Annotated in this window: 22 protein-coding genes; 10 read left to right on the top strand and 12 right to left on the bottom strand. The window is 66.8% G+C overall.

Annotated elements, in window-relative coordinates; all coding sequences use genetic code 11:
- Positions 1–9 precede the first annotated feature (9 nt).
- The 5 genes from alr to G342_RS0116215 all read left to right on the top strand — a co-directional run bounded on the left by alr (position 10) and on the right by G342_RS0116215 (position 5,778).
- Positions 10–1,140, top strand: coding sequence for an alanine racemase (gene alr, locus G342_RS0116235; protein WP_018184221.1), 1,131 nt, complete (start codon positions 10–12; stop codon positions 1,138–1,140).
- Complete coding sequence (gene radA / locus G342_RS0116230; protein ID WP_018184220.1) at positions 1,140–2,597, top strand: DNA repair protein RadA; 1,458 nt, start codon at positions 1,140–1,142, stop codon at positions 2,595–2,597. The genes alr and radA overlap by 1 nt, the downstream gene beginning before the upstream one ends.
- Positions 2,598–2,659: 62 nt before the next feature.
- Positions 2,660–3,355 (top strand): CvpA family protein, encoded by a 696-nt coding sequence (locus tag G342_RS0116225; protein WP_018184219.1) that lies wholly within the window; start codon positions 2,660–2,662, stop codon positions 3,353–3,355.
- 83 nt (positions 3,356–3,438) lie between these two features.
- The gene (gene purF / locus G342_RS0116220; protein ID WP_018184218.1) at positions 3,439–4,905 is read left to right on the top strand and encodes an amidophosphoribosyltransferase; all 1,467 of its coding nucleotides are present in this window, start codon (positions 3,439–3,441) and stop codon (positions 4,903–4,905) included.
- A 111-nt stretch (positions 4,906–5,016) separates the two neighbouring features.
- Positions 5,017–5,778, top strand: coding sequence for an SDR family NAD(P)-dependent oxidoreductase (locus G342_RS0116215; RefSeq protein ID WP_026304510.1), 762 nt, complete (start codon positions 5,017–5,019; stop codon positions 5,776–5,778).
- Here G342_RS0116215 and G342_RS24395 read toward each other — a convergent pair.
- The 6 genes from G342_RS24395 to panB form a co-directional block, all read right to left on the bottom strand.
- Entirely contained in the window at positions 5,775–6,779 is a 1,005-nt protein-coding gene (locus G342_RS24395; protein WP_018184216.1) for an NAD(P)-dependent oxidoreductase, read from the bottom strand. The two genes, G342_RS0116215 and G342_RS24395, sit on opposite strands and share 4 nt — an antisense overlap.
- 52 nt (positions 6,780–6,831) lie before the next feature.
- Positions 6,832–8,244: a ribosome biogenesis GTPase Der gene (gene der, locus G342_RS0116205; RefSeq protein ID WP_018184215.1), complete on the bottom strand. Its 1,413-nt coding sequence runs from the start codon at positions 8,242–8,244 to the stop codon at positions 6,832–6,834.
- 139 nt (positions 8,245–8,383) lie between these two features.
- Positions 8,384–9,061, bottom strand: a complete 678-nt coding sequence (locus tag G342_RS0116200; protein WP_018184214.1) for a tetratricopeptide repeat protein — start codon at positions 9,059–9,061, stop codon at positions 8,384–8,386.
- 171 nt (positions 9,062–9,232) lie between these two features.
- Entirely contained in the window at positions 9,233–10,387 is a 1,155-nt protein-coding gene (locus G342_RS24390; RefSeq protein ID WP_018184213.1) for a hypothetical protein, read from the bottom strand.
- A gap of 65 nt (positions 10,388–10,452) precedes the next feature.
- A complete protein-coding gene (locus G342_RS0116190; RefSeq protein WP_018184212.1) occupies positions 10,453–11,283 on the bottom strand; it encodes a polysaccharide pyruvyl transferase family protein in 831 nt (276 codons plus the stop codon).
- A gap of 127 nt (positions 11,284–11,410) precedes the next feature.
- Positions 11,411–12,229 (bottom strand): 3-methyl-2-oxobutanoate hydroxymethyltransferase, encoded by an 819-nt coding sequence (gene panB / locus G342_RS0116185; RefSeq protein ID WP_018184211.1) that lies wholly within the window; start codon positions 12,227–12,229, stop codon positions 11,411–11,413.
- Positions 12,230–12,502: 273 nt separating this feature from the next.
- On the opposite strand from panB, the gene G342_RS0116180 reads away from it, so the two are divergent.
- A complete protein-coding gene (locus G342_RS0116180; RefSeq protein WP_018184210.1) occupies positions 12,503–12,946 on the top strand; it encodes a L,D-transpeptidase in 444 nt (147 codons plus the stop codon).
- Positions 12,947–13,112: 166 nt separating this feature from the next.
- Complete coding sequence (locus G342_RS0116175; RefSeq protein WP_018184209.1) at positions 13,113–13,586, top strand: L,D-transpeptidase; 474 nt, start codon at positions 13,113–13,115, stop codon at positions 13,584–13,586.
- 146 nt (positions 13,587–13,732) lie between these two features.
- On the opposite strand, the gene G342_RS24385 is transcribed toward G342_RS0116175, so the two are convergent.
- The 3 genes from G342_RS24385 to G342_RS0116160 all read right to left on the bottom strand — a co-directional run bounded on the left by G342_RS24385 (position 13,733) and on the right by G342_RS0116160 (position 16,113).
- Complete coding sequence (locus G342_RS24385) at positions 13,733–14,182, bottom strand: nuclear transport factor 2 family protein (protein WP_198010810.1); 450 nt, start codon at positions 14,180–14,182, stop codon at positions 13,733–13,735.
- 99 nt (positions 14,183–14,281) lie between these two features.
- On the bottom strand, positions 14,282–15,418 hold the full coding sequence (locus tag G342_RS0116165; protein WP_018184207.1) for an alpha-D-ribose 1-methylphosphonate 5-triphosphate diphosphatase: 1,137 nt from the start codon (positions 15,416–15,418) through the stop codon (positions 14,282–14,284).
- Positions 15,418–16,113: a DUF1045 domain-containing protein gene (locus G342_RS0116160; protein WP_018184206.1), complete on the bottom strand. Its 696-nt coding sequence runs from the start codon at positions 16,111–16,113 to the stop codon at positions 15,418–15,420. The genes G342_RS0116165 and G342_RS0116160 overlap by 1 nt, the downstream gene beginning before the upstream one ends.
- Positions 16,114–16,327: 214 nt before the next feature.
- Between G342_RS0116160 and G342_RS0116155 the strand changes: the two genes are divergently transcribed.
- Positions 16,328–16,648: a hypothetical protein gene (locus G342_RS0116155; RefSeq protein WP_018184205.1), complete on the top strand. Its 321-nt coding sequence runs from the start codon at positions 16,328–16,330 to the stop codon at positions 16,646–16,648.
- Between the two features lie 98 nt (positions 16,649–16,746).
- On the opposite strand, the gene recO is transcribed toward G342_RS0116155, so the two are convergent.
- Positions 16,747–17,496: a DNA repair protein RecO gene (recO, locus tag G342_RS0116150; RefSeq protein ID WP_018184204.1), complete on the bottom strand. Its 750-nt coding sequence runs from the start codon at positions 17,494–17,496 to the stop codon at positions 16,747–16,749.
- A gap of 361 nt (positions 17,497–17,857) precedes the next feature.
- Positions 17,858–19,189: a porin gene (locus G342_RS0116145; protein ID WP_245557289.1), complete on the bottom strand. Its 1,332-nt coding sequence runs from the start codon at positions 19,187–19,189 to the stop codon at positions 17,858–17,860.
- Between the two features lie 498 nt (positions 19,190–19,687).
- Between G342_RS0116145 and G342_RS0116140 the strand changes: the two genes are divergently transcribed.
- Entirely contained in the window at positions 19,688–20,857 is a 1,170-nt protein-coding gene (locus tag G342_RS0116140; protein ID WP_018184202.1) for an Mrp/NBP35 family ATP-binding protein, read from the top strand.
- A gap of 81 nt (positions 20,858–20,938) precedes the next feature.
- Here the strand turns inward: G342_RS0116140 and G342_RS0116135 are convergent, their stop codons facing one another.
- Positions 20,939–21,583, bottom strand: coding sequence for an NAD(P)-dependent oxidoreductase (locus tag G342_RS0116135; protein ID WP_018184201.1), 645 nt, complete (start codon positions 21,581–21,583; stop codon positions 20,939–20,941).
- A 170-nt stretch (positions 21,584–21,753) separates the two neighbouring features.
- On the opposite strand from G342_RS0116135, the gene G342_RS24380 reads away from it, so the two are divergent.
- Entirely contained in the window at positions 21,754–22,209 is a 456-nt protein-coding gene (locus G342_RS24380; RefSeq protein WP_018184200.1) for a winged helix-turn-helix transcriptional regulator, read from the top strand.
- Positions 22,210–22,269: the final 60 nt, after the last annotated feature.

Below are 22,269 nucleotides of genomic sequence, written 5' to 3'. Positions count from 1 at the left end.
CTCCCCGCCATGGAACACTCTGATCCCGATCGCGTCGATACGCCCGTCACAGCCGGCAACCGGCTGACGATCGACCTCGCCGCGCTGGCCCGCAACTGGCGCGCGCTCGACGCGCTCTCCGGCGCCGCCGAGACCGCCGCCGCCGTCAAGGGCAACGCCTATGGCATCGGCGTCGAGCCGGCCGTGCGTGCCCTGTCCGCCGCCGGCTGCCGGACCTTTTTCGTCGCCCTGCCGGACGAGGGCGTCCGCATGCGCGCGGTCTCACCCGAAGCGACCATCTACGTCCTGAACGGGCTCGCCAGCGATCTGGCCAGCATGCATGCGGCGAACCATTTGCGGCCGGTCATCGGCTCGATCGGCGAGTTGAAGGACTGGGCCAGCTACCGCGCGCAAGGCGGCACGGGAGAGGCGGCGCTGCATGTCGACACCGGCATGAACCGCCTCGGCCTGACCTTCGCCGAAGCGCGCGAGCTCGCCGCCGACAAGGCCGCCGTCGACCGTCTCGGCCTGACCCTGGTGATGAGCCACCTCGCCTGCGCCGACACGCCGGACCATCCGCTCAACGGCCGCCAGCTCGCGACGATGCAGGATGTGCGGAGCCTGTTTCCGGGTCTCGCCGTCTCGCTCGCCAACACGGCCGGCATCACGCTCGGCAACGACTATCAGTTCGATCTCGTCCGCCCCGGCATCGGCCTCTATGGCGGCCCCTACAGGGTCGACAGGCCGGCGCTGGAAACCGTCGTCACGGCGCAGGCGCGCATTGTCCAGATCCGCGACGTGCCGGCCGGCGAGACGGTCGGCTACGGCGCTCTGGCGACGACCCGTCGCCAGAGCCGGATCGCCATTCTTTCGACTGGATATGCCGATGGCTACCACCGCAGCGCCGGCTCGACGGATCAACGCCGCGGCGCCGACACCTGGCTGCATGGCCGGCGCGCGCCGCTGTTCGGCCGCATCTCCATGGACCTGATGGCGATCGACGTCACCGACATACCGGAAGCGGAGCGCGGCGACTGGGTCGAGCTGTTCGGCGCCAGCCTGCCCGTCGCCGAGGTCGCCGAAGCGGCCGGCACGATCAGCTACGAACTCCTGACCAGCCTCGGCAGCCGCTATCAGCGGCACTACATCGGAGGCGCGTGATGGCGCGAGCCAAGATCCAGTTCATCTGCCAGAACTGCGGCGCCGCCAGCCCGCGCTGGCAGGGTCGCTGCGAGGCCTGCGGCGAGTGGAACACGCTGGTCGAGGAAAGCGCCACCGGTGGCATTGGCGGCGGCCCCGCCAAGAGCGCCGGCGGCAAGCGCGGCCGCATCGTCGAGCTGCAGCCGCTTTCCGGCGGGAGCGCCGACGCGCCGCGCATTCCCTCCGGCATCGCCGAGCTCGACCGCGTGACCGGCGGCGGCTTCGTCCGCGGCTCGGCCCTGCTGGTCGGCGGCGACCCCGGCATCGGCAAGTCGACGCTGCTGCTGCAGGCCTCCGCCGCACTCGCGGCCCAGGGCCAGCGCGTCGTCTACATTTCGGGCGAGGAAGCGGTGGCGCAGGTCCGCCTGCGGGCCGAGCGCATGGGCGTCGCCAACATGCCGGTGGCGCTCGCCGCCGAAACCAGCGTCGAGGACATCCTCGCCACGCTGCAGGCCGGCCCGGTGCCGGCGCTTGTCATCATCGACTCGATCCAGACGTTGTGGACGGAGCTGGCGGAATCGGCGCCGGGCACGGTGTCGCAGGTGCGCGCCTCGGCGCAGGCGATGATCCGCTACGCCAAGCACTCCGGCGCCACCGTCGTGCTGGTCGGCCATGTCACCAAGGACGGCCAGATCGCCGGCCCGCGCGTCGTCGAGCACATGGTCGACGCCGTGCTCTATTTCGAGGGCGAAGGCGGCCATCATTTCCGCATCCTGCGCGCGGTGAAGAACCGCTTCGGCGCCACCGACGAGATCGGCGTCTTCGAGATGACCGGCAGCGGCCTGCGCGAAGTGCCCAATCCGTCGGAGCTTTTCCTCGGCGAGCGCAACGCCGCCTCGCCCGGCGCCGCCGTCTTCGCCGGCATGGAGGGCACGCGGCCGGTTCTCGTCGAGATCCAGGCGCTCGTCTCGCCCTCGCCGCTCGGCACGCCGCGCCGCGCCGTGGTCGGCTGGGATTCCGGCCGCCTCGCCATGGTGATCGCCGTGCTCGAATCGCATTGCGGCATCAAGCTCGGCCCGAACGACGTCTATCTCGCCGTGGCCGGCGGGTTGAAAATTGCTGAGCCGGCGGCCGATCTTGCGGTTGCAGCGGCGCTGGTCTCCTCGCTCTCCGGTATTGCCCTGCCGGCCGATTGCGTCTATTTCGGCGAGGTCAGCCTGTCGGGGGCCGTCAGGCCGGTTTCCCAGGCATCGCAACGCCTGAAAGAAGCGCAGAAGCTCGGTTTCGCACGAGCCGTCCTGCCCCTCGCATCGATCGACAAGGACGCCAGCGTCGTTCCCGGACTGCAGGGGATCGACCAGCTCGCCGCCCTGGTCGCCACGATCGCGGCGTCCGGAACGCGGCCCGAGCGCCGCGCCGTGCCGGACCAGGCGGAAAGACGAAGGTCGGCTGTGGCCGATGAGGCATTGGATTCGTGAGCGCGACGGGCTAAACCGCAGCCATGAGGCAAGAGCGCGCGGCTTAAGGGGTCATCGTAGGAATGCCGGTCACGATTCTGGACGGTGTGGTTTTCGTCGTCGTGCTCATCTCGGCCATGCTGGCCATGGTGCGCGGCTTCGTCCGTGAAGTGCTGTCGGTCGCCTCCTGGGCGCTGGCGGCGGCGGCCGCCTTCTTCTTCTACAAGCCGCTGCTGCCCTTCGTGGAGCCCTATATCGCCAATCGCAACGTGGCGATCATCGCGGCGGCCGCCGGTATCTTCTTCGTCGCGCTGATCCTCGCGAGCTATATCGCGATGAAGATCTCCGATTTCGTCATCGACAGCCGTGTCGGCCTCCTAGACCGCATCCTCGGTTTCATCTTCGGCGTGGCGCGCGGCCTGCTGCTGGTCGTCATCGCCTTCGCCTTCCTGTCCTGGATCCTGTCGGACCGGCAGCCGGCATGGGTTGCGGATGCGCAAAGCGCGCCTATGTTGAAGTCACTGGCCGACAGGCTCGTCGCTGCCTTGCCGGAAGACATCGAGAAGACAATACAGGACCGGTTGCACGGCGGCAGCGAGGACGCGGCCTCGCCGGCGGATGCGCCGGTCGAGGATGCGCCGGAGACCGGAGCGCCGGCGACGACGCAGCCCAACGCGCAACCGCAAGCGACGCCGAACTACGGATCCGAGGAACGCCAGGGCCTCGACAATCTGTTCGACAACAGCGGCGAGGCTCCAGCCGAAGGGCCGGAGCCATAGCCGTCGCCGGAATGACCGGGGGAAAGACCAATCCCTGAGGCACTCTCGACGAGAGGGTACCCGTCAGGTTGTGAGGACCGGAAATGGACGATTTTTCGATGCTGCCAATGCTCGCCGACGATGACCACCTCCATGAGGAATGCGGCGTCTTCGGCGTGTTCGGGCATGACGACGCCGCCGCGCTGACCGCGCTCGGCCTGCATGCGCTCCAGCATCGCGGCCAGGAGGCCGCCGGCATCGCCGCCCATGACGGCCGCCAGTTCTCGATCGAGCGCCATATCGGCCTGGTCGGCGACAATTTCACCCGCAAGTCGGTCATCGACCGCCTGCCCGGCCGGCGCGCAATTGGCCATAATCGCTACGCCACGACGGGCGGCGCGGGCCTGCGCAACGTCCAGCCGATGTTCGCGGAATTCGCCGGGGGCGGCTTTGCCGTCGCGCATAACGGCAATCTCACCAATGCGATGACGCTGAAGCGCGAGCTGCAGCGTCGCGGCTCGCTGTTCCAGTCGACGTCCGACACCGAGACGATCATCCATCTGATCGCCACGTCGATCCACGGCCAGCTGCTCGACCGTTTCATCGACGCCATCCGCCGCATCGAGGGCGCCTATTCGCTCGTCGCGCTGTCCGAAAAGAAGATGATGGGCTGCCGCGATCCGCTCGGCGTGCGCCCGCTGGTGCTGGGCGCGCTCGACGGCGCGCACATCCTCGCCTCCGAGACCTGCGCGCTGGACATCATCGGCGCCACCTATGTGCGCGAGATCCAGCCCGGCGAAGTCGTCATCATCACCGATGAGGGCATCGAGAGCTTCTTCCCGTTCGAGCGCCAGCGCCCGCGCTTCTGCATGTTCGAATATGTCTATTTCGCCCGTCCGGATTCCTCCGTCGACGGCCGCGGCGTCTACGAGATCCGCAAGCGGATCGGCGCCGAGCTGGCGCGCGAGAGCGGCGTCGCCGCCGACGTGATCGTGCCGGTGCCGGATTCCGGCGTGCCGGCGGCGATCGGCTATGCGGAGGCCGCCGGCATTCCGTTCGATCTCGGCATCATCCGCAACCACTATGTCGGCCGCACCTTCATCGAGCCGACCGACGCCATCCGCCACATGGGCGTCAAGCTGAAGCACAACGCCAATATGGGCGTCATCGCCGGCAAGCGCGTCATCCTGGTCGACGATTCGATCGTGCGCGGCACCACCTCGATGAAGATCGTGCAGATGGTGCGCGAGGCAGGGGCTGCCGAAGTGCACATGCGCATTGCCAGCCCGCCGACGACCGATTCCTGCTTCTACGGCGTCAACACGCCGGAGAAGTCGAAGCTGATTGCCTCGCACATGTCGGTGCAGGAGATGGCCGATTACATCAAGGCCGACAGCCTCGCCTTCGTGTCGATCGACGGCCTCTACCGCGCGGTCGGCGAGGCGCAGCGCGACAATGCCGCGCCGCAGTTCTGCGACGCCTGCTTCACCGGCGACTATCCGACCCGCCTCGCCGATTTCGAGGATCGCGGCAAGGTCCAGCCGCTGACGCGGCTCGCCGAGGCAAGCTGAGGCGCAACGCGCCTCCGCTGGTTCCCACACCCCTTCCCGCGTCCCGTCTGGGGCGCCGGACCACCCTCTGCCCGGACCGGGCCCTCTCCTGAAGCTTGATTGGACGCACCCGTGACCACTCCCGATCTCTCCGGCCGTACCGTTGTCGTGACCGGCGCATCGCGCGGCATCGGCTGGAACGCCGCGCTGGCGATTGCCGAGGCCGGTGCGCATGTCATCGCCATCGCCCGCACGGTCGGCGCGCTGGAAGAGCTCGACGACGAGATCAAGGCCAAGGGGGGCTCGGCCACGCTGGTGCCGCTCGACCTGCGCGATCTCGACGCCATCGACCGCCTCGGCTTCTCGATCTACGAGCGCTGGGGCAAGCTCGACGGCCTCGTCGGCAATGCCGGCCAGCTCGGCGTCATCACGCCGGTCGGTCATCTCGACCAGAAGGAGTGGGACAATGTGATGACGGTCAACGTGACCGCCAATTACCGCCTGATCCGCTCGCTCGATCCGTTGCTGCGCCAGTCGGACGCCGGCCGCTCGCTGTTCCTGAGCTCCGGCGCCGCCGTGAACTGCCGGCCCTATTGGGGCGTCTATTCGGCCTCCAAGGCTGCGCTCGAGGCCATCGTGCGGACCTATGCGGCGGAGATCGATTCGAGCACGGTGCGCACCAACCTCCTCGACCCCGGCCCGCTGCACACCCAGATGCGCGCCAAGGCGAAGCCCGGCGAGGATCCCGAGACCTTGCAGCATCCGCGCGTCGTCGCGCCGGATATCGTCCGCATGATCGCGCCCGATTTCACCGACAATGGCACGCGCTACGAATTCCCGACCAAGACCGTGACACGCTTCCTGCCCAAGGCAGGGCTCGCACAGCGGCGCTAGAGGATCGTGACATTCCGCAGGCGCGGCAGCACGGCTCGATTGACCAGCCGGTCGACGAGGATTTCGCGCCGGCTGAACCAGTTCACGACATTCTCCGCGCCCATCAACGCGATGCGCTCCATCGTCGCCGCCGTCTCGGCGGCAATATGCGGCGTGAGGATCGTGTTGGGAGCCACCAGCAGCGGGTTGTCGGCATTCGGCGGCTCGACCGCCAGCGTATCGAGCGCGGCGCCGCCCAGGCGCCCCGTGGCGAGTGCCTCGGCCACATCCGCTTCGTTCAGCAGCCCGCCCCGCGCCGTGTTGACCAGGAGCGCCCCGGGCTTCATCCGGGCGATCGCCTGGCGATCGAAAAAGCCGCGGTTGGACGCGTCCATCGGGCAGTGCAGGCTGACGATATCGCTTTCGGCCAGTAGCTGTTCCAGCGGCAGGATGGCAAATCCGGTCCGGCTCGGGCTTTCGCCCCCCGGCCTGCCCGAGGCGACGACCCGCATGCCCAGCGCTTTTGCCATCTCGCCGACGCGACGCCCGATCCGGCCGAGCCCGACAATGCCCAGCGTCTGGCCGCGAAGCTCGGTCGCCCGGTAGGGACCACGATCCCAGATACCGGCCTTCAGCCGCGCATCGAGCCGAACGACATCGCGCCGGATCGCCAGGATCAGGGCGATCGCCATCTCCGCCGTGGCGTCGGCATTGGCATCGCCCGCCGTCATCACGGCAATGTCGCGCGCCGTGGCAGCGGCGAGATCGACGCTGTCGACCCCTGCCCCCATCTTGGAGATCAAGGCGAGATCGGGAGCGGCGTCGAGCACGGCGGCATCGAGCGGCGGATTGGCCCGCACCAGGATGGCGTCGAAGCGCCGGGCCGACAGGGTCGCGATCATGCGGGCCTTGTCGATCGGCCCGCTCATCGTCTCGATGGTGGCGCCGATCGGCGCCAGGACACGGGCTGCCGGCTCCAGCAGATCATCGCCCGTCATCAGGACGTGGATGGGCGAGATCATGGCGTCGATCCTGTGCTCCGAAGGGCGAGGAGCCGTATCCGGCCCCGCGACGCTAGCGCTTCTTCGCCTTGTGCTCGAACGGGTTCTCGCCCTTGCGCAGCTGCAGGCGCAGCGGCACGGCGTTGAGCTTGAAGGTTTCGCGGATGCCGTTCAGCAGATAGCGCGTATAGGCGTCCGGCAGCGCCTCGGGCCGCGAGCAGAAGGCGACGAAGGTCGGCGGCCGCGCCTTGGGCTGCGTCATGTAGCGGAGCTTGACGCGGCGGCCGGAGACGGCCGGCGGCGGATGATGTTCGAGCACGCTCGCCAGCCAGCGGTTCAGCGCCGCGGTCGGGATACGGCGGTTCCACGTCGCGTAGACCTTGAGCAGTTCACTCATCAGCTTGTCGATGCCCGAGCCGGTGAGGCCCGAGAGCGGCACCAGCGGCACGCCACGCACCTGCGGCAACAGCCGCTCGGCCATCTCGCGCAGTTCCGCCATCTTGGCCTGGCGGTCCTCGACCAGATCCCACTTGTTGAACGCGATCACCAGCGCCCTGCCCTCGCGGGCGACCAGATCGGCGATCTGCAGGTCCTGTTTCTCGAACGGGATCGTGACGTCGAGCATCAGCACGACGACCTCGGCGAAGCGGATGGCGCGCAGGGAATCGCCGACCGAGAGCTTCTCGAGCTTGGTCTCGACGCGCGCCTTCTTGCGCATGCCGGCCGTGTCGAACAGCTTGATGCGGCGGTCGTTCCAGGTCCAGTCGACCGAGATCGAATCGCGCGTGATGCCGGCCTCGGGGCCGACGAGCAGACGGTCCTCGCCCAGCATGGTGTTGATCAGCGTCGACTTACCGGCGTTCGGCCGACCGACGATCGCCACCTTGATCGGACGGGTCAGGTCGAGCGGCGCTTCGATTTCCTCGCCGGTCTCCGGATCGATCGGCAACGGCGCGTCGAAATCATCGTCCTCGACGTCGCCTTCCTCTTCCTCGCGCTCGAACGGCAGCAGCGCGGCGAACAGGTCGGCCATGCCCTCGCCATGCTCGGCCGAGAGCGCCACCGGCTCGCCGAGGCCGAGCGCATAAGCTTCCAGCACGCCGTTCTCGCCGAGCTTGCCCTCGGCCTTGTTGGCGACCAGCACGACGGGCTTGCCGACACGGCGCAGCAGCTCGGCGAAATGCTCGTCGACCGGCGTCACGCCGACGCGGGCGTCGATCAGGAACAGCGAGACGTCCGCTTCCTCGATCGCCATCTCGGTCTGGGCGCGCATGCGGCCTTCGAGGCTGTCCGGATCGGCATTTTCAAGGCCGGCAGTATCGATGATGGTGAAGTAGAGATCACCGATGCGGGCTTCGCCCGGCCGACGGTCGCGCGTCACGCCCGGCGTGTCGTCGACGATCGCGATCTTCTGGCCGACGAGGCGGTTGAACAGGGTCGACTTGCCGACATTGGGGCGGCCGATGATGGCGACGGTAAAGGTCATGATAGATACGGCCTCAAATGGCGTCGGGAAGCCGCGGTGTCCGCGACTTCCCGAAATACTGCCACGTCGAGGTTCCGGCTAATACGCTCCGCGTGGCCCCGGAACGACGAAAACGATGGATGTCGGCGCTCGCCCGGCGTCAGCTCTTGGCTGGAGCCGGGGCCGCGCCGATCTTGGAACGAATGAGATCAAGCATCAGCTGGGTACGGCTCTGCATCGACTGCGGCGTCTCCGGATCGTCGGCGATCGACTGGAAATAGCCGCGCGCCGCTTCCGCGTCGCCATTGCGCCAGGCTGTCAGGCCGAGCAGCTCGCGGGCGCTGTGTCGCCACGGATTGCCGACTTCGGCGAGATCGCCGACCCGGCTCTTCATGGCAGCGAGATCGGAGCTGTCGACGACGAGCAGCGCCGCGCGCAGCCGCGCCATCGCCTTCAGGAGCGCCGGCGTATCCGCCCGGGCGGCGATCGCGTCGAACGCCTTGACGGCCTCGTCGGTCTTCTTGGTCGCGGCGAGCTCGGAAGCCGCGCGGAAGCCGGCGAGCACCGGATAGCCGCCGGTTCCCGTCGCGGCGATCTCGTTCAGCGCCGTGATCGCCTCGTCATGCTTGTTGTCGCTGGCGAGCTTCAGCGCCGCGACGAAACGGTCGCCCTCGGCGGCTGCCTGCTGCTCGCGCCAGTATTCCCAACCGCGCCATCCGCCGACGCCGGCGACGATCAGAACCGCGACCAGAAGAACATAGGGTCCGAAGCGCGCCCAGAGACGCTTCGCCTTTTCGCGGCGAAGGTCGTCTTCGACTTCGTGAAAAATATCGGTCATTCTCTTCTTTCCGGCTCCGGTCAGCGGCGCGCACCATAACGAAGCGTCCCTGCGCTGGCAAATCGATGCGTGTCGCCGGACTGCAGAATATCACCCCATCCGGAGCCTGTGTAAGAACCTGCGTTTTCAGCGTCCCACGACACGGCCGGATTCCGGTCGGCCCGGGCGCGGCTATCGCGGCCACAGGCCCCGTTTCCGCAAGGATCGCTGATACTTCAGGAGCCTGCTTTCCCATCCGGACTGCCTGCGAACGCCCCGTTTGACGAGGCTTTCCAGAGCCGCCTTGATGCCAGGCCGACCTGGCCATGGCTCGCTCGCCAAATCACGATAGAGCTCCAGCACCGGCGCATTTCGGATCAGGACTCCCCGAATAGATCGCGGGGTTACCGGAATGCCGAGCGCCGGGACATGGCCGACGCCATTGGCCATGAAGTTCAACTTGGTGCGGATGCACTTCTCGCATCGGCCGCAATTGCCCAGGCTCTCCGGCCGCTCCCAGCAAACCCGCAGGTTTTCCAGGACCGCTGCCTCGCCGGTGAGCGCCGCAGCCTTTTCGGTCCGCGACCAGCCGCCACCGGTAAAATGCAGCGGAAAAGAGGGACCGCTCATCATCTGGTTCGAAGCAGCGTTGCTGCCCCAACCCGGCATGTCGCCACCATAGGCATTGTCACTCGCGATGATGGCTTGGCCGACCCGGCCTTTGAGCTGGTGCAGGACCGAGGCAACGCCGAAGATGTATCCGAGCTCCCACGGAGCACCCAGCGTCCGCCAGTTGGTTCGTACGGTCGTCAGGGACAGCCCATAACTGGTCAACATCAAGCTGGCGCGGCGCCGTGCATCCTCAAACCAAACGGGTTGATCGAGGGGCAGGTCGAATCCCTGGATGAGAACGCCGGAGCGTACATCCAGCTTGCGATAGCCCAGCAGATCCCGCTTGTGAGCATGGACGGCAAAGATGGAATCGAGACCACCCGAGAAGGCGGCGACCGCCGTTCTGGTGGCCGGCAGCATCGCGGGTCGAACGCCCGCGACATCCAGGCCGACGCGGCGAAACAGCCCAGGATGCCAGCGAGACCAGGCATCCTGGACTTCCTCGAGCTGAGCGAGCAGGTCTTCATCGACCTCTGACTCGACTTGGATGTCGAGTCCGCGCTGCATCGCGTAGGGCAGAAAGGCGACGAGCGCCGCGTTGCCGATTCCGGATGCATCGGGCGTCAGCGCTCCGTCGAACTGATAGAAGACCGACCGCTCGGGCTCGCCGTCCTGACTGGCAGTGATCGTCGTCGTCGTGCCGTCGATCGTCGGCACAAGTCGCAGAGTCTTCATGGCCCCTCGCCCCAAGGAGATCAATTTTCTGAAACGCGGATGATCGGGTGTAGCTTTGCCGGCGATCAGGTCACCGCGCGACGTGTCCGGATGCCGTGCGCCCCGAGACGCGCCTGCAAGTCGGCGATGACCCGCGCCTTCACGTCCTCGAAATTCGGCGCCTTCACCGATAGCTCGGCTAGACGCGTCCGAGGGAAACGCTTGGTCTGCGCCGACGGGATGCCGATCATGTCGATCACCTTCGTGCGCCCCTCCTGAATTCCCGTGTAGACGGTCGGAATTCCCATGGCCGCGCACGGCATCGCGCAATGGATCCGGCTGGTGACGACCATTCCCGCATGGTCACGGTAAAATTCCAGCATGTCCTTCGCGACCTGAAACTTGGTAGCCCTCGACATGTAGGACGGCACTTCGTGCGAGATGCTGACGTGCCCACGCCGCTCGCCGGACAGGAAGTGTTTGAAAGGTTGGTCCACGAGAACCAGTTTCGGCTGCCTGGGCTCCTCGGACCGCGTCGGAAACGTCATCGTCGCGCAGCCGCTAACATAGGCATCGACGTCCCAGGATTTCAGGATCTCGGCGGTTGCTTTGTCGCGGCAGCCGATCGGCGCAAAGCGCGCGAAATAATCTCTGGAGTGCCGGTACGCTTCGGCGGCATCCGGCGTCATATGAAAACCGAAGAAGATCGGCGTGATCGCCGGAGACGGTGGCCAGTTCTGCGGCTCGTGGGTGAACCAACCGTTCATGACCACGACAACCGGCTCGCCACTATAGGCATGCAGGAAGTCACGATCGACCAGATCATATGCCTGGTCGACGTGCTGGGCGACGGCGAGGGTCTGGATATTGTCGCCGATATTGACGGTGTTGGAATAGTCTAGAAGAGCAATTTTCATTATACCCGTCAGGTAGTTATAGTAAAAACCCCGGCAATTGACGGTAGCCGGATCGCAGAGCCGGGTTCGGGAGCGCTAACGCAGGATCGACACGCCCCCGCAAACGTACTCGCCGGAGGGCGGCTCGCTAAGCCTTCTTGGTGTAGACCTGCTCCGGCGACGGGAAGGCGCGCGACTTCACCTCTTCCGCATAGGCGGAGATGGCTTCCTCGATCATGCCGCCGAGATTGCCGAATTTCTTGACGAATTTCGGCACGCGCGACGACAGGCCCAGCATGTCCTCGAGCACCAGGATCTGGCCGTCGCAATCCGCCGAGGCGCCGATGCCGATGGTCGGCACCGCGACCTTGGTGGTGATCTCGCGTGCCACCGGCTCGATCACGCCCTCGACGACGATGGCGAAGGCGCCGGCTTCGGCGATCGCCTGCGCATCGGCGAGCACCGCCGCGGCGCTTTCGTCGCTCTTGCCCTGCACCTTGAAGCCGCCCATCGTGTTGATCGACTGCGGCGTCAGGCCGATATGCCCCATGACCGGGATGCCGCGCTGGGTCAGGAAACGCACGGTCTCGGCCATGTGCACGCCCCCCTCCATCTTGACGGCGCCGCAGCCGGTTTCCTTCATGATCCGCGCCGCCGAACGGAAGGCCGCCTGCGGGCTCTCTTCGTAGGAGCCGAACGGCAGATCGACGACGACAAGCGCCCGCTTCGAGCCGCGCATCACCGCCTGGCCCTGCAGGATCATCATGTCGAGCGTGACGGGCACCGTGCTCTCGAGCCCGTGCATGACCATGCCGAGCGAATCGCCGACCAGCATGAAGTCGACATACTGGTCCATGATCGACGCCGTATGGGCGTGATAGGCCGTCAGCGAGACGATCGGCGTGCCGCCCTTGCGACTCCTGATGTCGATCGCCGTCATACGGCGGGTCTGGGCCACAACGGACATCCATGCTCTCCTTTGACGCGAAAGCGCTTTCTGCGGATCGCGGCGTGCGCATCCGCCCGCCACTCGCCGGACCACACGAGCATCCGGCCGGGTGTAGCTAGCACGGTTTGCCGCGTCGTTCGACCGTTGCGCGCATGACAGCGTCCTCCGTCGCTGCAACCCGGCTGCTGCAACCATGCATGGCTCCGGCCCGACTAGCGGCATTACCGGTTGTTTAGACTTGGATGATACCGTTGCGTCAGGATGATCGGATCTTCGAGGAGCTCGACTGTCATGCGCCATCCCCTTGGCTTGTTCGGCCTGTCCCTGACGTTGGGCATCGCGGCCCTGTTCGGCCTGCCGCCGCCCGCGGCAAAGGCCGATGTCGTTGCCCGCATCAACCTGTCATCGCAGCAGATGGTCGTCTATGTCGACGGACGGGCGCGCTATGGTTGGGACGTCTCGACGGCACGCAAGGGCTACCGCACGCCGGTCGGCAGCTACCGGCCGACCCGGATGCACCGCATGTGGTACTCGCGCAAATACGACATGGCGCCGATGCCCAATTCGGTCTTCTTCCATGGCGGTTACGCAATCCACGGCACGCCGCATGTGCGGTCGCTCGGAAGGCCCGCCTCGCATGGCTGCGTGCGGCTCGCCCCCGAAAACGCCCGCAAGCTTTACCAGCTGATCGCCGAGCGCGGCATGCGCAATGCGCGCGTCGTGATCACACGCTGACGAATTCGCGTCGCGCGCAGCTTTCGGTGAGGTTGGTCACTGACAGGCTCCGGGGCGCGCGCTAAGACATACCGACGGTTGCGCCTCCCGGCGCCAGACCGTCCATCCTTCGCATGACCTGGCCGCCGCCGCCGCAACGGTGCCGGCCCATCCCGGAACCGCCGCCATGACCGCCCGCTCCCTCGGCCGCCTGTTTGCCCCGCTCGCCCTCGCCGGCCTGATCGCGCTGCCGCAAATGGCCGCCGCCAACTCGCTGTTTCCTGGCCCCGCCGGCGTCCGCGCCACGGTCAACCTCGCCAAGCAGCGCATGGATGTCGTCGTCAACCGCGGCAACGGCGTCAAGGAGAACTACAGCTGGAAGGTCTCGACCGGACGCAAGGGCTTCGAGACGCCGCCGGGCCAGTTCCGGCCGGACTATCTCGACGAGATGCACTATTCGTCGAAATACGAGAACGCGCCGATGCCCTACTCCGTCTTCTTCAATGACGGCATCGCCGTGCACGCCACCAGCGAGACGAAGCACCTCGGCCGCCCCGCCTCGCATGGCTGCGTCCGCCTCAGCAAGGCGGACGCCGAGGTGTTCTTCCGCGCCGTCGCCGATATCGGCATGATGCGGACGGCGATCATCGTCGAGAAATAGTCCCGGCTAGAGCACGTCACCGTTTCTCCGAAACGGCGCAATGCTCTAACTCCTTGTCTATTCGCGTTTTCTTCACGCGAACCGGTACCCACTTCGCTCGAAAACGCTCTAGCCGCCTGCGGCGGCGCCGTTGCGTCGATGCCGGCTCAATGCGTCGTCATCGGCGTCATGAAGGCATAGGGCCGAGCTTCCATCAGCTTCCAGCCGCCGCCCTGCTTGCGCAGCAGCGCGACGACATGGATCTGGAACGGCTGGCCGCCGCCGGTCTCCGCACCGACGATCTCATGCGTCGCGTCGACGAACACCGCATCGCCGACCGGCCGCACCGCGTCGATGGTGAACTGGCTGTGCGTGCCCTTCAGGATCGACGCGAGGTCGGATGCCAGCACGCGCTGGACGCCGACGGCGCCCGAGCCGGCCATGCCGCTCGGGCTGATCAGATTGGCGTCCTCGGCAAAATGCGTTGCCGCCTCCCGGGCGTCGCCGCGATCCATGCAGGCCGCGAGCGAATCGAACAGCGGCTGGATCTCGTCGGCGAGCTTACGGATCACCGGGCTCATCGCCGGATGCGCGTGAGCCCCTTGTTGCGTGGACATGCTACCGCTCCTCCAACAAGCCGGATCCTGCCGATCCGGCGCGGGGAGCATAGAACGGCCGGACCTCGCCGGCCCCGCACATCTGCGCGATGTCGCCCTCTAGGAGACGCGGACGCCCTCGCGCCAGACGCTGCGCACGACCGGCACGCCCTCGCCGGCGCGCACGCGGACCAGGTCGGCCCGCAATCCCGGACGGATGGCGCCGCGATCGTCGAGGCCGACCGCCTCCGCCGGCGCGCGCGTCACCAGGCGCACCGCCTGCGGCAGGCTGATCGACGGCACCAGCCCCGGCAGCGCGAAGACGGCGACCATCAGGCTGAACGGCACATAGTCCGACGACAGGATGTCGAGCTGCCCCGCCTCGGCCAGCACCACGGCCGAGACGTTGCCGGAATGCGAGCCGCCGCGCACCAGATTGGGCGCGCCCATCAGCACATGGATATCGGCGGCGCGCGACGCGGTCGCCGCCTCGATCGTGGTCGGGAACTCGGCGATCGAGACGCCATCGGCGGCGGCTTCCTCGACATGGGCCGCCGTCGCGTCGTCATGGCTGGCGACGGCGATGCCGCGCGCATGGCTGAGTTCAACGATCTCGCGGCGATGACGGGCCGAAAACTCGTCCGCCTGGGCGATGCGCCGGGCCGCGAAGGCTTCATAGGCGGCATCCGACATGCCCATCTTGCCCTGGTAGAAGGCGCGATAGCTGTCGAGGCTGGCGAACTGGCGCTGGCCGGGAGAATGGTCCATCAGCGAGACAAGGCGCACCGGCAGAACGTCGAGAAATCCGGCCAGTCCATCGAGAACGTCCGGCGCCGAAACCTCGCAGCGCAGATGCAGGAGATGGTCGGCCCGCAGCCGTTCCTCGCGCTTCGCCGTCTCGATCGCATCGGCCAGCATCTGCATTTCGGCCGTCGTGGTGCGCGCATCCTCGTCCATGCCGACGCGCAGCGCGTCGAACACGGTGGTGATGCCGGCGCCGGCGACCTGCGCATCGTGCGACTGCACCGCCGCGACCGGATTCCAGCGCACGCCGGGACGCGGTGCATAGTGATTTTCGAGATGGTCGGTATGCAGTTCGACGAAGCCCGGCACGAGATAATCGCCGCCGAGATCCTCGCCGTGCCGCGTCGCGCCGCTGTCGAAATCGGCGATCTTGCCGTCGCGAACCAGCAAGCTGCCCTCGACGATCTCGTCGTCCAGCACGATCCTGGCGTTGGTGAAGATCTGCTCGGCCATCAGCGGGCGCCTCCGGCCAGCATGGCGACGTGGCGAACCAGGAACGGCGCGCCGCGCTCGGGCTCGACGAAGACGGCGAGCCGATCAAGCACGAAGGGGCGGCCGTCGAAATCCGCGAAACGGCGCTTCAGCTCGGTCGCCATCGGCTCGGCGTCGTCCTTCGGCACCCGGCCGGTCAGCGACATGTGATAGCGGAAGGCATCGAAGACGTAGGGATAGCCCCAGCGGATCAGGTTGGTTTCCTCGTCGAGCGTCAGACCGGCGACGCGGCGGCGCGCGATATCGGCTTCCGAAAGCGGCGCGCGGAAGGGCTCGAAATCGGCGACGATCCGGCCGGCGAGGTCGTCCAGCGCCGGAACCGGCTCGTTGGGGACAAGCGCGAAGAAGCGCCCGAGACGCCGGATCACCAGCTCCGGCACGGTGACCGGCGCGGTCTCGGCCGCGAAGGCGTCGAGGGTTGCGATCAGCGCCTCGACGCTCTGCCCCTCGGCCAGGGTAAACGGCGCCTTCAGCGTGCCATGGAAGCCATAGCGGGCGGGATCCGCCAGATAGCCCTCGATCGTGCCTCCCGAAAAGCCGTCCACGCAGGGCAAGGGATGGTCCTCCCCCGTAAAGGCGTCGCGGCCGAGCCAGCGGGCGGCGGCGAGCGAAAGCGGGTTGTCGGCGGCGGGCGTGGCATAGATGGCGTAGCGCAAGATAATCTCGACTTTTGGCGTCCGAATCGCGGACCGCCAGTCTAACCCGACGGGCATGGCGGAACGGAGACAATGCGCGCCCCCGGCCCGATCACAAAAACGCGCAGCAACGCAACGTCGCGTGAGGCATGTCGTGGTTGTATTTCACAGTCCGGCAACGATATTCCGTATATATCGCAGATCGTACGGTCGTTCGATTGAATGAGGATGCAAGATGAGCCTGTCCAAATCCGCCCTCGGTATTGCCGCCCTGGCGCTTCTCGCCGCGCCAGCGGTTTTCTCGGCGACGCCCGCGGCGGCGACGAGCGCCAACGACTTCTCCACGAGCGGCATTGATTCCGGTCCGCTGCCGGACTGGAAGGTGTTCGGCTTCGATCTTTCGAGCGTTCCCGGCGACCCGGCCTCGCTCGCCGCCTTCAAGGCGTCGCTCGATCCGACCACGCAGCTGGCGATCCGCAATCGCTGCCGCCAGGACATCGCGCTCAACCCGTTCCGCTATTCGCCGAAGGTGCGCGAATTCTGCGTGGCGCGCTGATCCGGCCCGGCGCCGTAACCAGCCTACCTTCCAAGGGAAGGCCGATGCCTATGACGAGGACCGCGTAGAGGCGGCCCTCGCCGGCCCGACCGTGCCGATCAGACGGCCGCCGCCGCCAGCCGGTCGATCTGGGTCAGCAATTCCGTCCGGGCCGTCGGTTCGCGCAAGCCGCGCGGGCCGTAGATATGACGCGCCAGGAAGTGCCCGGTCAGCCGGAAGGCGTCGCGCAGCTCGTCCGGCCCGCCATTCGAGACACCACCGGTCATGAACGGGGCGAGGCGCAGCAGCCGGTCCTCATAGCCGACCGCGCCGGCGCGACTGACGGCGCGGCCCGATTTCGGCGAGACATAGTGCAGCTCGTCGCGCGCGCCGGTGGCGGCGCAGGCCGAGAGATCCAATCCGAAGCCGAGCTCCTCCAGAAGAACCAGCTCAAAACGGGCGATGAAGGTCGCGATATCAAGCAATTGCGGCTGGTCGGCATTGGCGACGGCGTCGAGCGCCGCCTCGACGGCGCCGTGCAGGGCCGGATGCGGCTCGCGCTCGGCGAGCAGGCGAAGGTGGCCCGTCAGCGTCTGCAGCGCGAAGATCGTTCCGGGATCGCCGATCAGCCGGGCCGCGCGGCTCGTCAGCGGCTCGATGGTGAAAATGCCGAGATGCTCGTCGAGCCGGGCCCGCCACACCGCCTGCACGGTGTTGCCGGGCTGGAGCACGGGCGCGAGACGGCGCGAGCGGCCGCCGCGCACGAGGCCGAGATGGCGGCCGCGCCCGGCCGTCATCAGCTCGAGGACGACGCTCGTCTCGCCCTGCTGCCGGACGCCCAATACCAGGCCCTGATCGGTCCATTCCATGCGCGTATTCTAGTGGGAGTGACGGAGGCAGTCATCCGCGCAGAATTCCCACGCAGACGGAATAGGCGCCGCTTCCCGCGCCCTACCCGACCTCTCGCCTGCCCGTCATTCCCCCGAAAGCAGGAATCCACGCGGCGAAAAAATCGGTAGTTCACGCGACACCCAGCACGGCTGAATGGATCCCGGATCAAGTCCGGGATGACGACGGAGTGTGGATAGCCGCCGAAGGACAGCTGCCGACAGAGGGTCAGGTGCCGGAAGAGCATCCGACGCAGGAGCTCGGCGGCATGATGGATGTCCCAAAAAGAAAAGCCCGGCGGATTGCTCCGCCGGGCCTTCAGTAGCTCAAGCGAGCTTGGGATTACCAGGAGCGCTTCAGGAACAGGTTGAACGTCCAGCCGTTGCCGTCAACGGTGTTGACGTCATCGTTGTCGACGTTGATGTCCGTGTAGAACACGTCGCCAACCAGGTCGAGGCCCTTGACCGGCGTATAGGCGGTCGTGAAGCCAACGCGCCATGCATCAACGTTGATGCCGTCCTGGAAGTCAGAACCGTCGTAGTTAGCGTAACCGCCCGAGAGCGACGACCAGAGCTGCGGGGTCCAAACATGCTTGTACGAAGCGAGGGCCGACCAGCTGGTGCCCGGAGCAACGCTGTAAGCGCTGTTCAGGCCGACGCCGGCGAAGCCAGCCACCGACGTGCCGCCGGCGATGCCGGTGTACGAGTTGGCGTTGTCGCCATAGGCAGCCGAAACGAAGAAGCGATCGCCAGCCGAGAAGCTGTCAAGAGCGATTTCGAGGCCCGCACCGACAGCCCAACCCGAGTCACCGTCGAACGTGTCCGTGACAGCGTCGTAGGTAACTGCCTGGTTCGCGTAGGCAGCAGCGATCTTGGCGCTGAAGATGCCCGAAGCGTAGGTCACAGCACCGACGATGTCCGGCACGTTGCTCGTGTCGATGTTGTCGGCGGGAACCGGCAGGATATCCATCGTATTGGCGAGCTGGCCACGGTCACGCTGATCTTCGATCGAGATCGCCAGACCGAAGCCGTTGACGGCGTAGGTCAGCTGGATGTGGTCGACCGTCGAGTCCGAACCGAACATGCCGGTGTCGTTGTAGCCGCGACCGAAGTCGAACAGCGACGTGAAGTAACCAGCCTTGAGCGGTCCGAGCTCGAGGTAGGCGCTGTCGACGTAAGCCGACTTCGTCGTGTTGTTCAGGTACTGCGAGACCGTCTCGCCGCTGGTGCCCGGCGAGTTGCTCGTGGCAGCGCGCATGTCGATGAAGCCGGTCAGGTTACCGTATTCGGTGACCGACGAAGCGGTTGCCTGGATCGAGACTTCCGTGAAGAAGTTGCCCCAGCTGCTGTCCGGATACAGGCCGTTGAAGACCGTGTTCGGGAGGTCCGAACGATCACCGAAGGAGGTGCCGAACTTGACGTAGCCGCCGATCTTGATGCAGGTGTCCGTGCCCGGCGAATAGAAGAAGCCCGTGCCGAAAGCGTCGCAGACCTTCACGTAGTCAACCGGCTCGGCGACCGTGAGATCCGCCGCCTGAGCGCCACCAGCCATCAGCATGGCTGCTGCAGAGCCGAGGAGAAGGGTCTTAAAGTTCATATCCTGACCTCCAAAAAGGTAAAACCAGGAGAGTATTTCATTCTTCTCGTCGCCGCCGAGTAGACCCCGCAGGATCACCCCTTCTCGTCAGCCCGTACGAAGTCCGTCCTAATCCCCGTTCAGCCCCATCTACTTTTTATTGACCCCCACCCCAGGGTGGCCGGCAGATGAAGCCGGAATCTCATCTCGTGATTCCGTGTCTCAGATCATAGCGAAAGCGTGATCGGGCGCTATGACAGAAATGACACACCAAGTGTCTTCCGTGTGACGCTTGTGGTTAAGTTCTCGGTAACGAATAGAGCGGCCGCGAACTCGCAAGTCGTTGCGATTCCTTGCATTCTTTCGCGTCGACCCTCGGATTCCGGCTGCACGCGATGCGCGTAGCCGGACATTGCCGCACCCGATCGTGCCGGCGGGACGCCATTGGAGCGCCAGATTCGCGCCCGATTCCGGCGACCGCTTTGCGGCGGGGCTGCGCCGTTTCGCGCAACGGATTCATCTTGAAACCGGTACCCACTCCCGCGCCCGATGCTTTAAGGTCGCCCGACACCGCAACGACAAGGAAGATCGCCTGCCATGACCGCCCTCGACAGAAACGCCATTCTCGAGCGGCTGCGCTCGGTCGAAGGTCCGGACGGCAACGGGGACATCGTCAGCCTCGGCCTCGTCTCGGACATTCTGATCCATGGCGGCAAGGTGATGTTCTCGATCACCGTCGACGCGGCGCGCGCCCATGCGCTCGAGCCCCTGCGCGAGAAGGCCGCCGCCGCCGTGCGCGAACTGGAAGGCGTCGAGAGCACGCTGGTCATCCTGACGGCCGAGCGCAAGGGCGGCGGCATGGCCGCGGCGCCGCCGGCCCGCCCGGCTCCGGCGCGCGCGCATTCCTCCCCGGCCGCCCATCCGCCGCGTCCCGCCGGGGCACGTCCAGCCTCATCGGCGAAGCCCGGCATTCCCGGCGTCGGCGCGATTATCGCCGTCGCTTCCGGCAAGGGCGGCGTCGGCAAGTCGACGACGGCGGTCAACCTGGCGCTCGGGCTTCTCGCCAATGGATTGAAGGTCGGTCTGCTCGACGCCGATATCTATGGCCCCTCCGTGCCGCGCCTGCTCGGCCTTTCCGGCCGCCCCGAGGCCGTCGAGGGGCGGATCCTGAAGCCGATGGAGGCCTATGGCCTGAAGACCATGTCGATGGGCTTCCTGGTCGAGGAAGAGACGCCGATGATCTGGCGCGGGCCGATGGTGATGTCGGCGATCACCCAGCTCCTGCGCGAGGTGGCCTGGGCGCCGCTCGACGTGCTGGTCGTCGACATGCCGCCCGGCACCGGCGACGCGCAGCTGACCATGGCGCAGCAGGTGCCGCTCGCCGGCGCCGTCATCGTCTCGACGCCGCAGGACCTGGCGCTGATCGATGCGCGCAAGGGGCTCGCCATGTTCAACAAGGTCGACGTGCCCGTCCTCGGCATCGTCGAAAACATGAGCTATTTCATCGCTCCCGATACCGGCACCCGCTACGATATCTTCGGCCATGGCGGAGCCAGGCGCGAGGCGGAACGGCTCGGCGTGCCGTTCCTCGGCGAGGTGCCGCTGGAAATGGTGATCCGCGAGACCTCGGACAGCGGCAAGCCGGTGGTCGCGACGGCGCCCGACGGCCCGCATGCCCGCATCTACAAGGAGATCGCGACGAAGGTCTGGGCCAATGTCCGCGGCGGCGCCGGCGCGCGGCCCGCGCCGAGCATCGTCATCGAATAGGCTGGCGCCGCCAACCGCGGACGACATTGTCGAAGGCGCCGCCCGGAGCGATCCGGGCGGCGTTTTCTTGTTCGGGCCGGATCAGGCGCCGACCGTGAAGCGCCGGCGCGTATGCTTGCGGCTCTCCGCCTCGTCGAGAATGGCGACGGCGAGATCCCCGACCGAGATATGGGCCGTGCCCGTCGCCGGATCGACGACCGGATTGTCGAGGCCGAGGCGATAATGGCCCGTGCGCGGCGTGTCATGTTCGAGGATGGCGGCGGGCGACACAAAGGTCCAGTCGAGCTCCGTCTCCTTGCGGATCTCGTTCAGGCCGTCGCGCGCCGCCAGCGCGCCCGGCTTCCAGGCCTCCGGGAATTCCGGCAGGTCGACCGCCTGCACGCCCGGCGCTACTTCGAGGCTGCCGAAGCCGCCGACGACCAGCAGCGGCAGGCCCGCCTTCTTGACGCCGGCGACGATGGCCGCCGCGCCCTTGCGGTACTCATTATAGATGTCGGGATTGGTCCAGCCGGGATTGTAGGCGCTGACGACATAGTCGTAGCCGGCGACCAGCGCCGCGACCCGGTCGGCGTCGAGCACGTCGCCGGCGATCCTGGTGAGGCCCGGCGCATCGGCGAGCTTTTCCGGATGGCGGGCGATCGCCCCGACCGCATGGCCGCGCGCCAGCGCCTCCGCGACGACCGTCGCGCCCACAAAGCCCGTCGCGCCAATGACTGCGATCTTCATCGTTTCGATCCTTTTCCACTTATGCAAGGCGTGCGTTCCGCTGCCTCACGCCGCATCCATCGCGGTTACGATCGGTAACTAAGCGCTTGACTTGAATGCGGGAAGGACGCATCTGCGCGGCACCAGGGCACTGCGAGGGAACCACCTCGCGGCCAGGACGGAGCCGAAACATGAACGAAATGGCAGAAACGCGTGATTTCATCGCTGCGTCGCCAGCGGCGGAAAAGACGATTGGAACGCCGCTGGTGAACGGACCGTTCGCCGGCATGACCGTGCTTCCCGCCGAAGCGTGTCCCGTCCGCGACGTGCTGGACCGGCTGGGCGATGCCTGGAGCTATCTGACGGTGCTGCAGCTGACGACGGGACCGCAGCGCTTCAATGCTCTGAAGCGCGCGGTCACCGGCATCTCGCAGCGCATGCTGACGGTGACGCTGCGCAGCTTGGAGCGCGACGGCCTGGTCAGCCGCGAGGTGTTCCCGACCACGCCGCCGCAGGTCGAATATGCGCTGACCGATCTCGGCCGTTCGCTGGCCGAGCCGATGAAGGTGCTGACCGGCTGGGCGAGCGCGCATCACGACGCGATCCGCGCCTCCCGCCGGAGCTATGACGCCGGCCGCGACGGCTGAGCGACGACGCCGGGACGCGCTGGGCGGCGCCGGCTATCGGGCCAACGACACCGTCGGCTT

It is taken from the genome of Kaistia granuli DSM 23481 (assembly GCF_000380505.1).
Taxonomy (GTDB): Bacteria; Pseudomonadota; Alphaproteobacteria; order Rhizobiales; family Kaistiaceae; genus Kaistia; species Kaistia granuli.
Note: the sequence above shows the minus strand (reverse complement) of the source record. Positions and strands in the feature narration are given on the sequence as shown.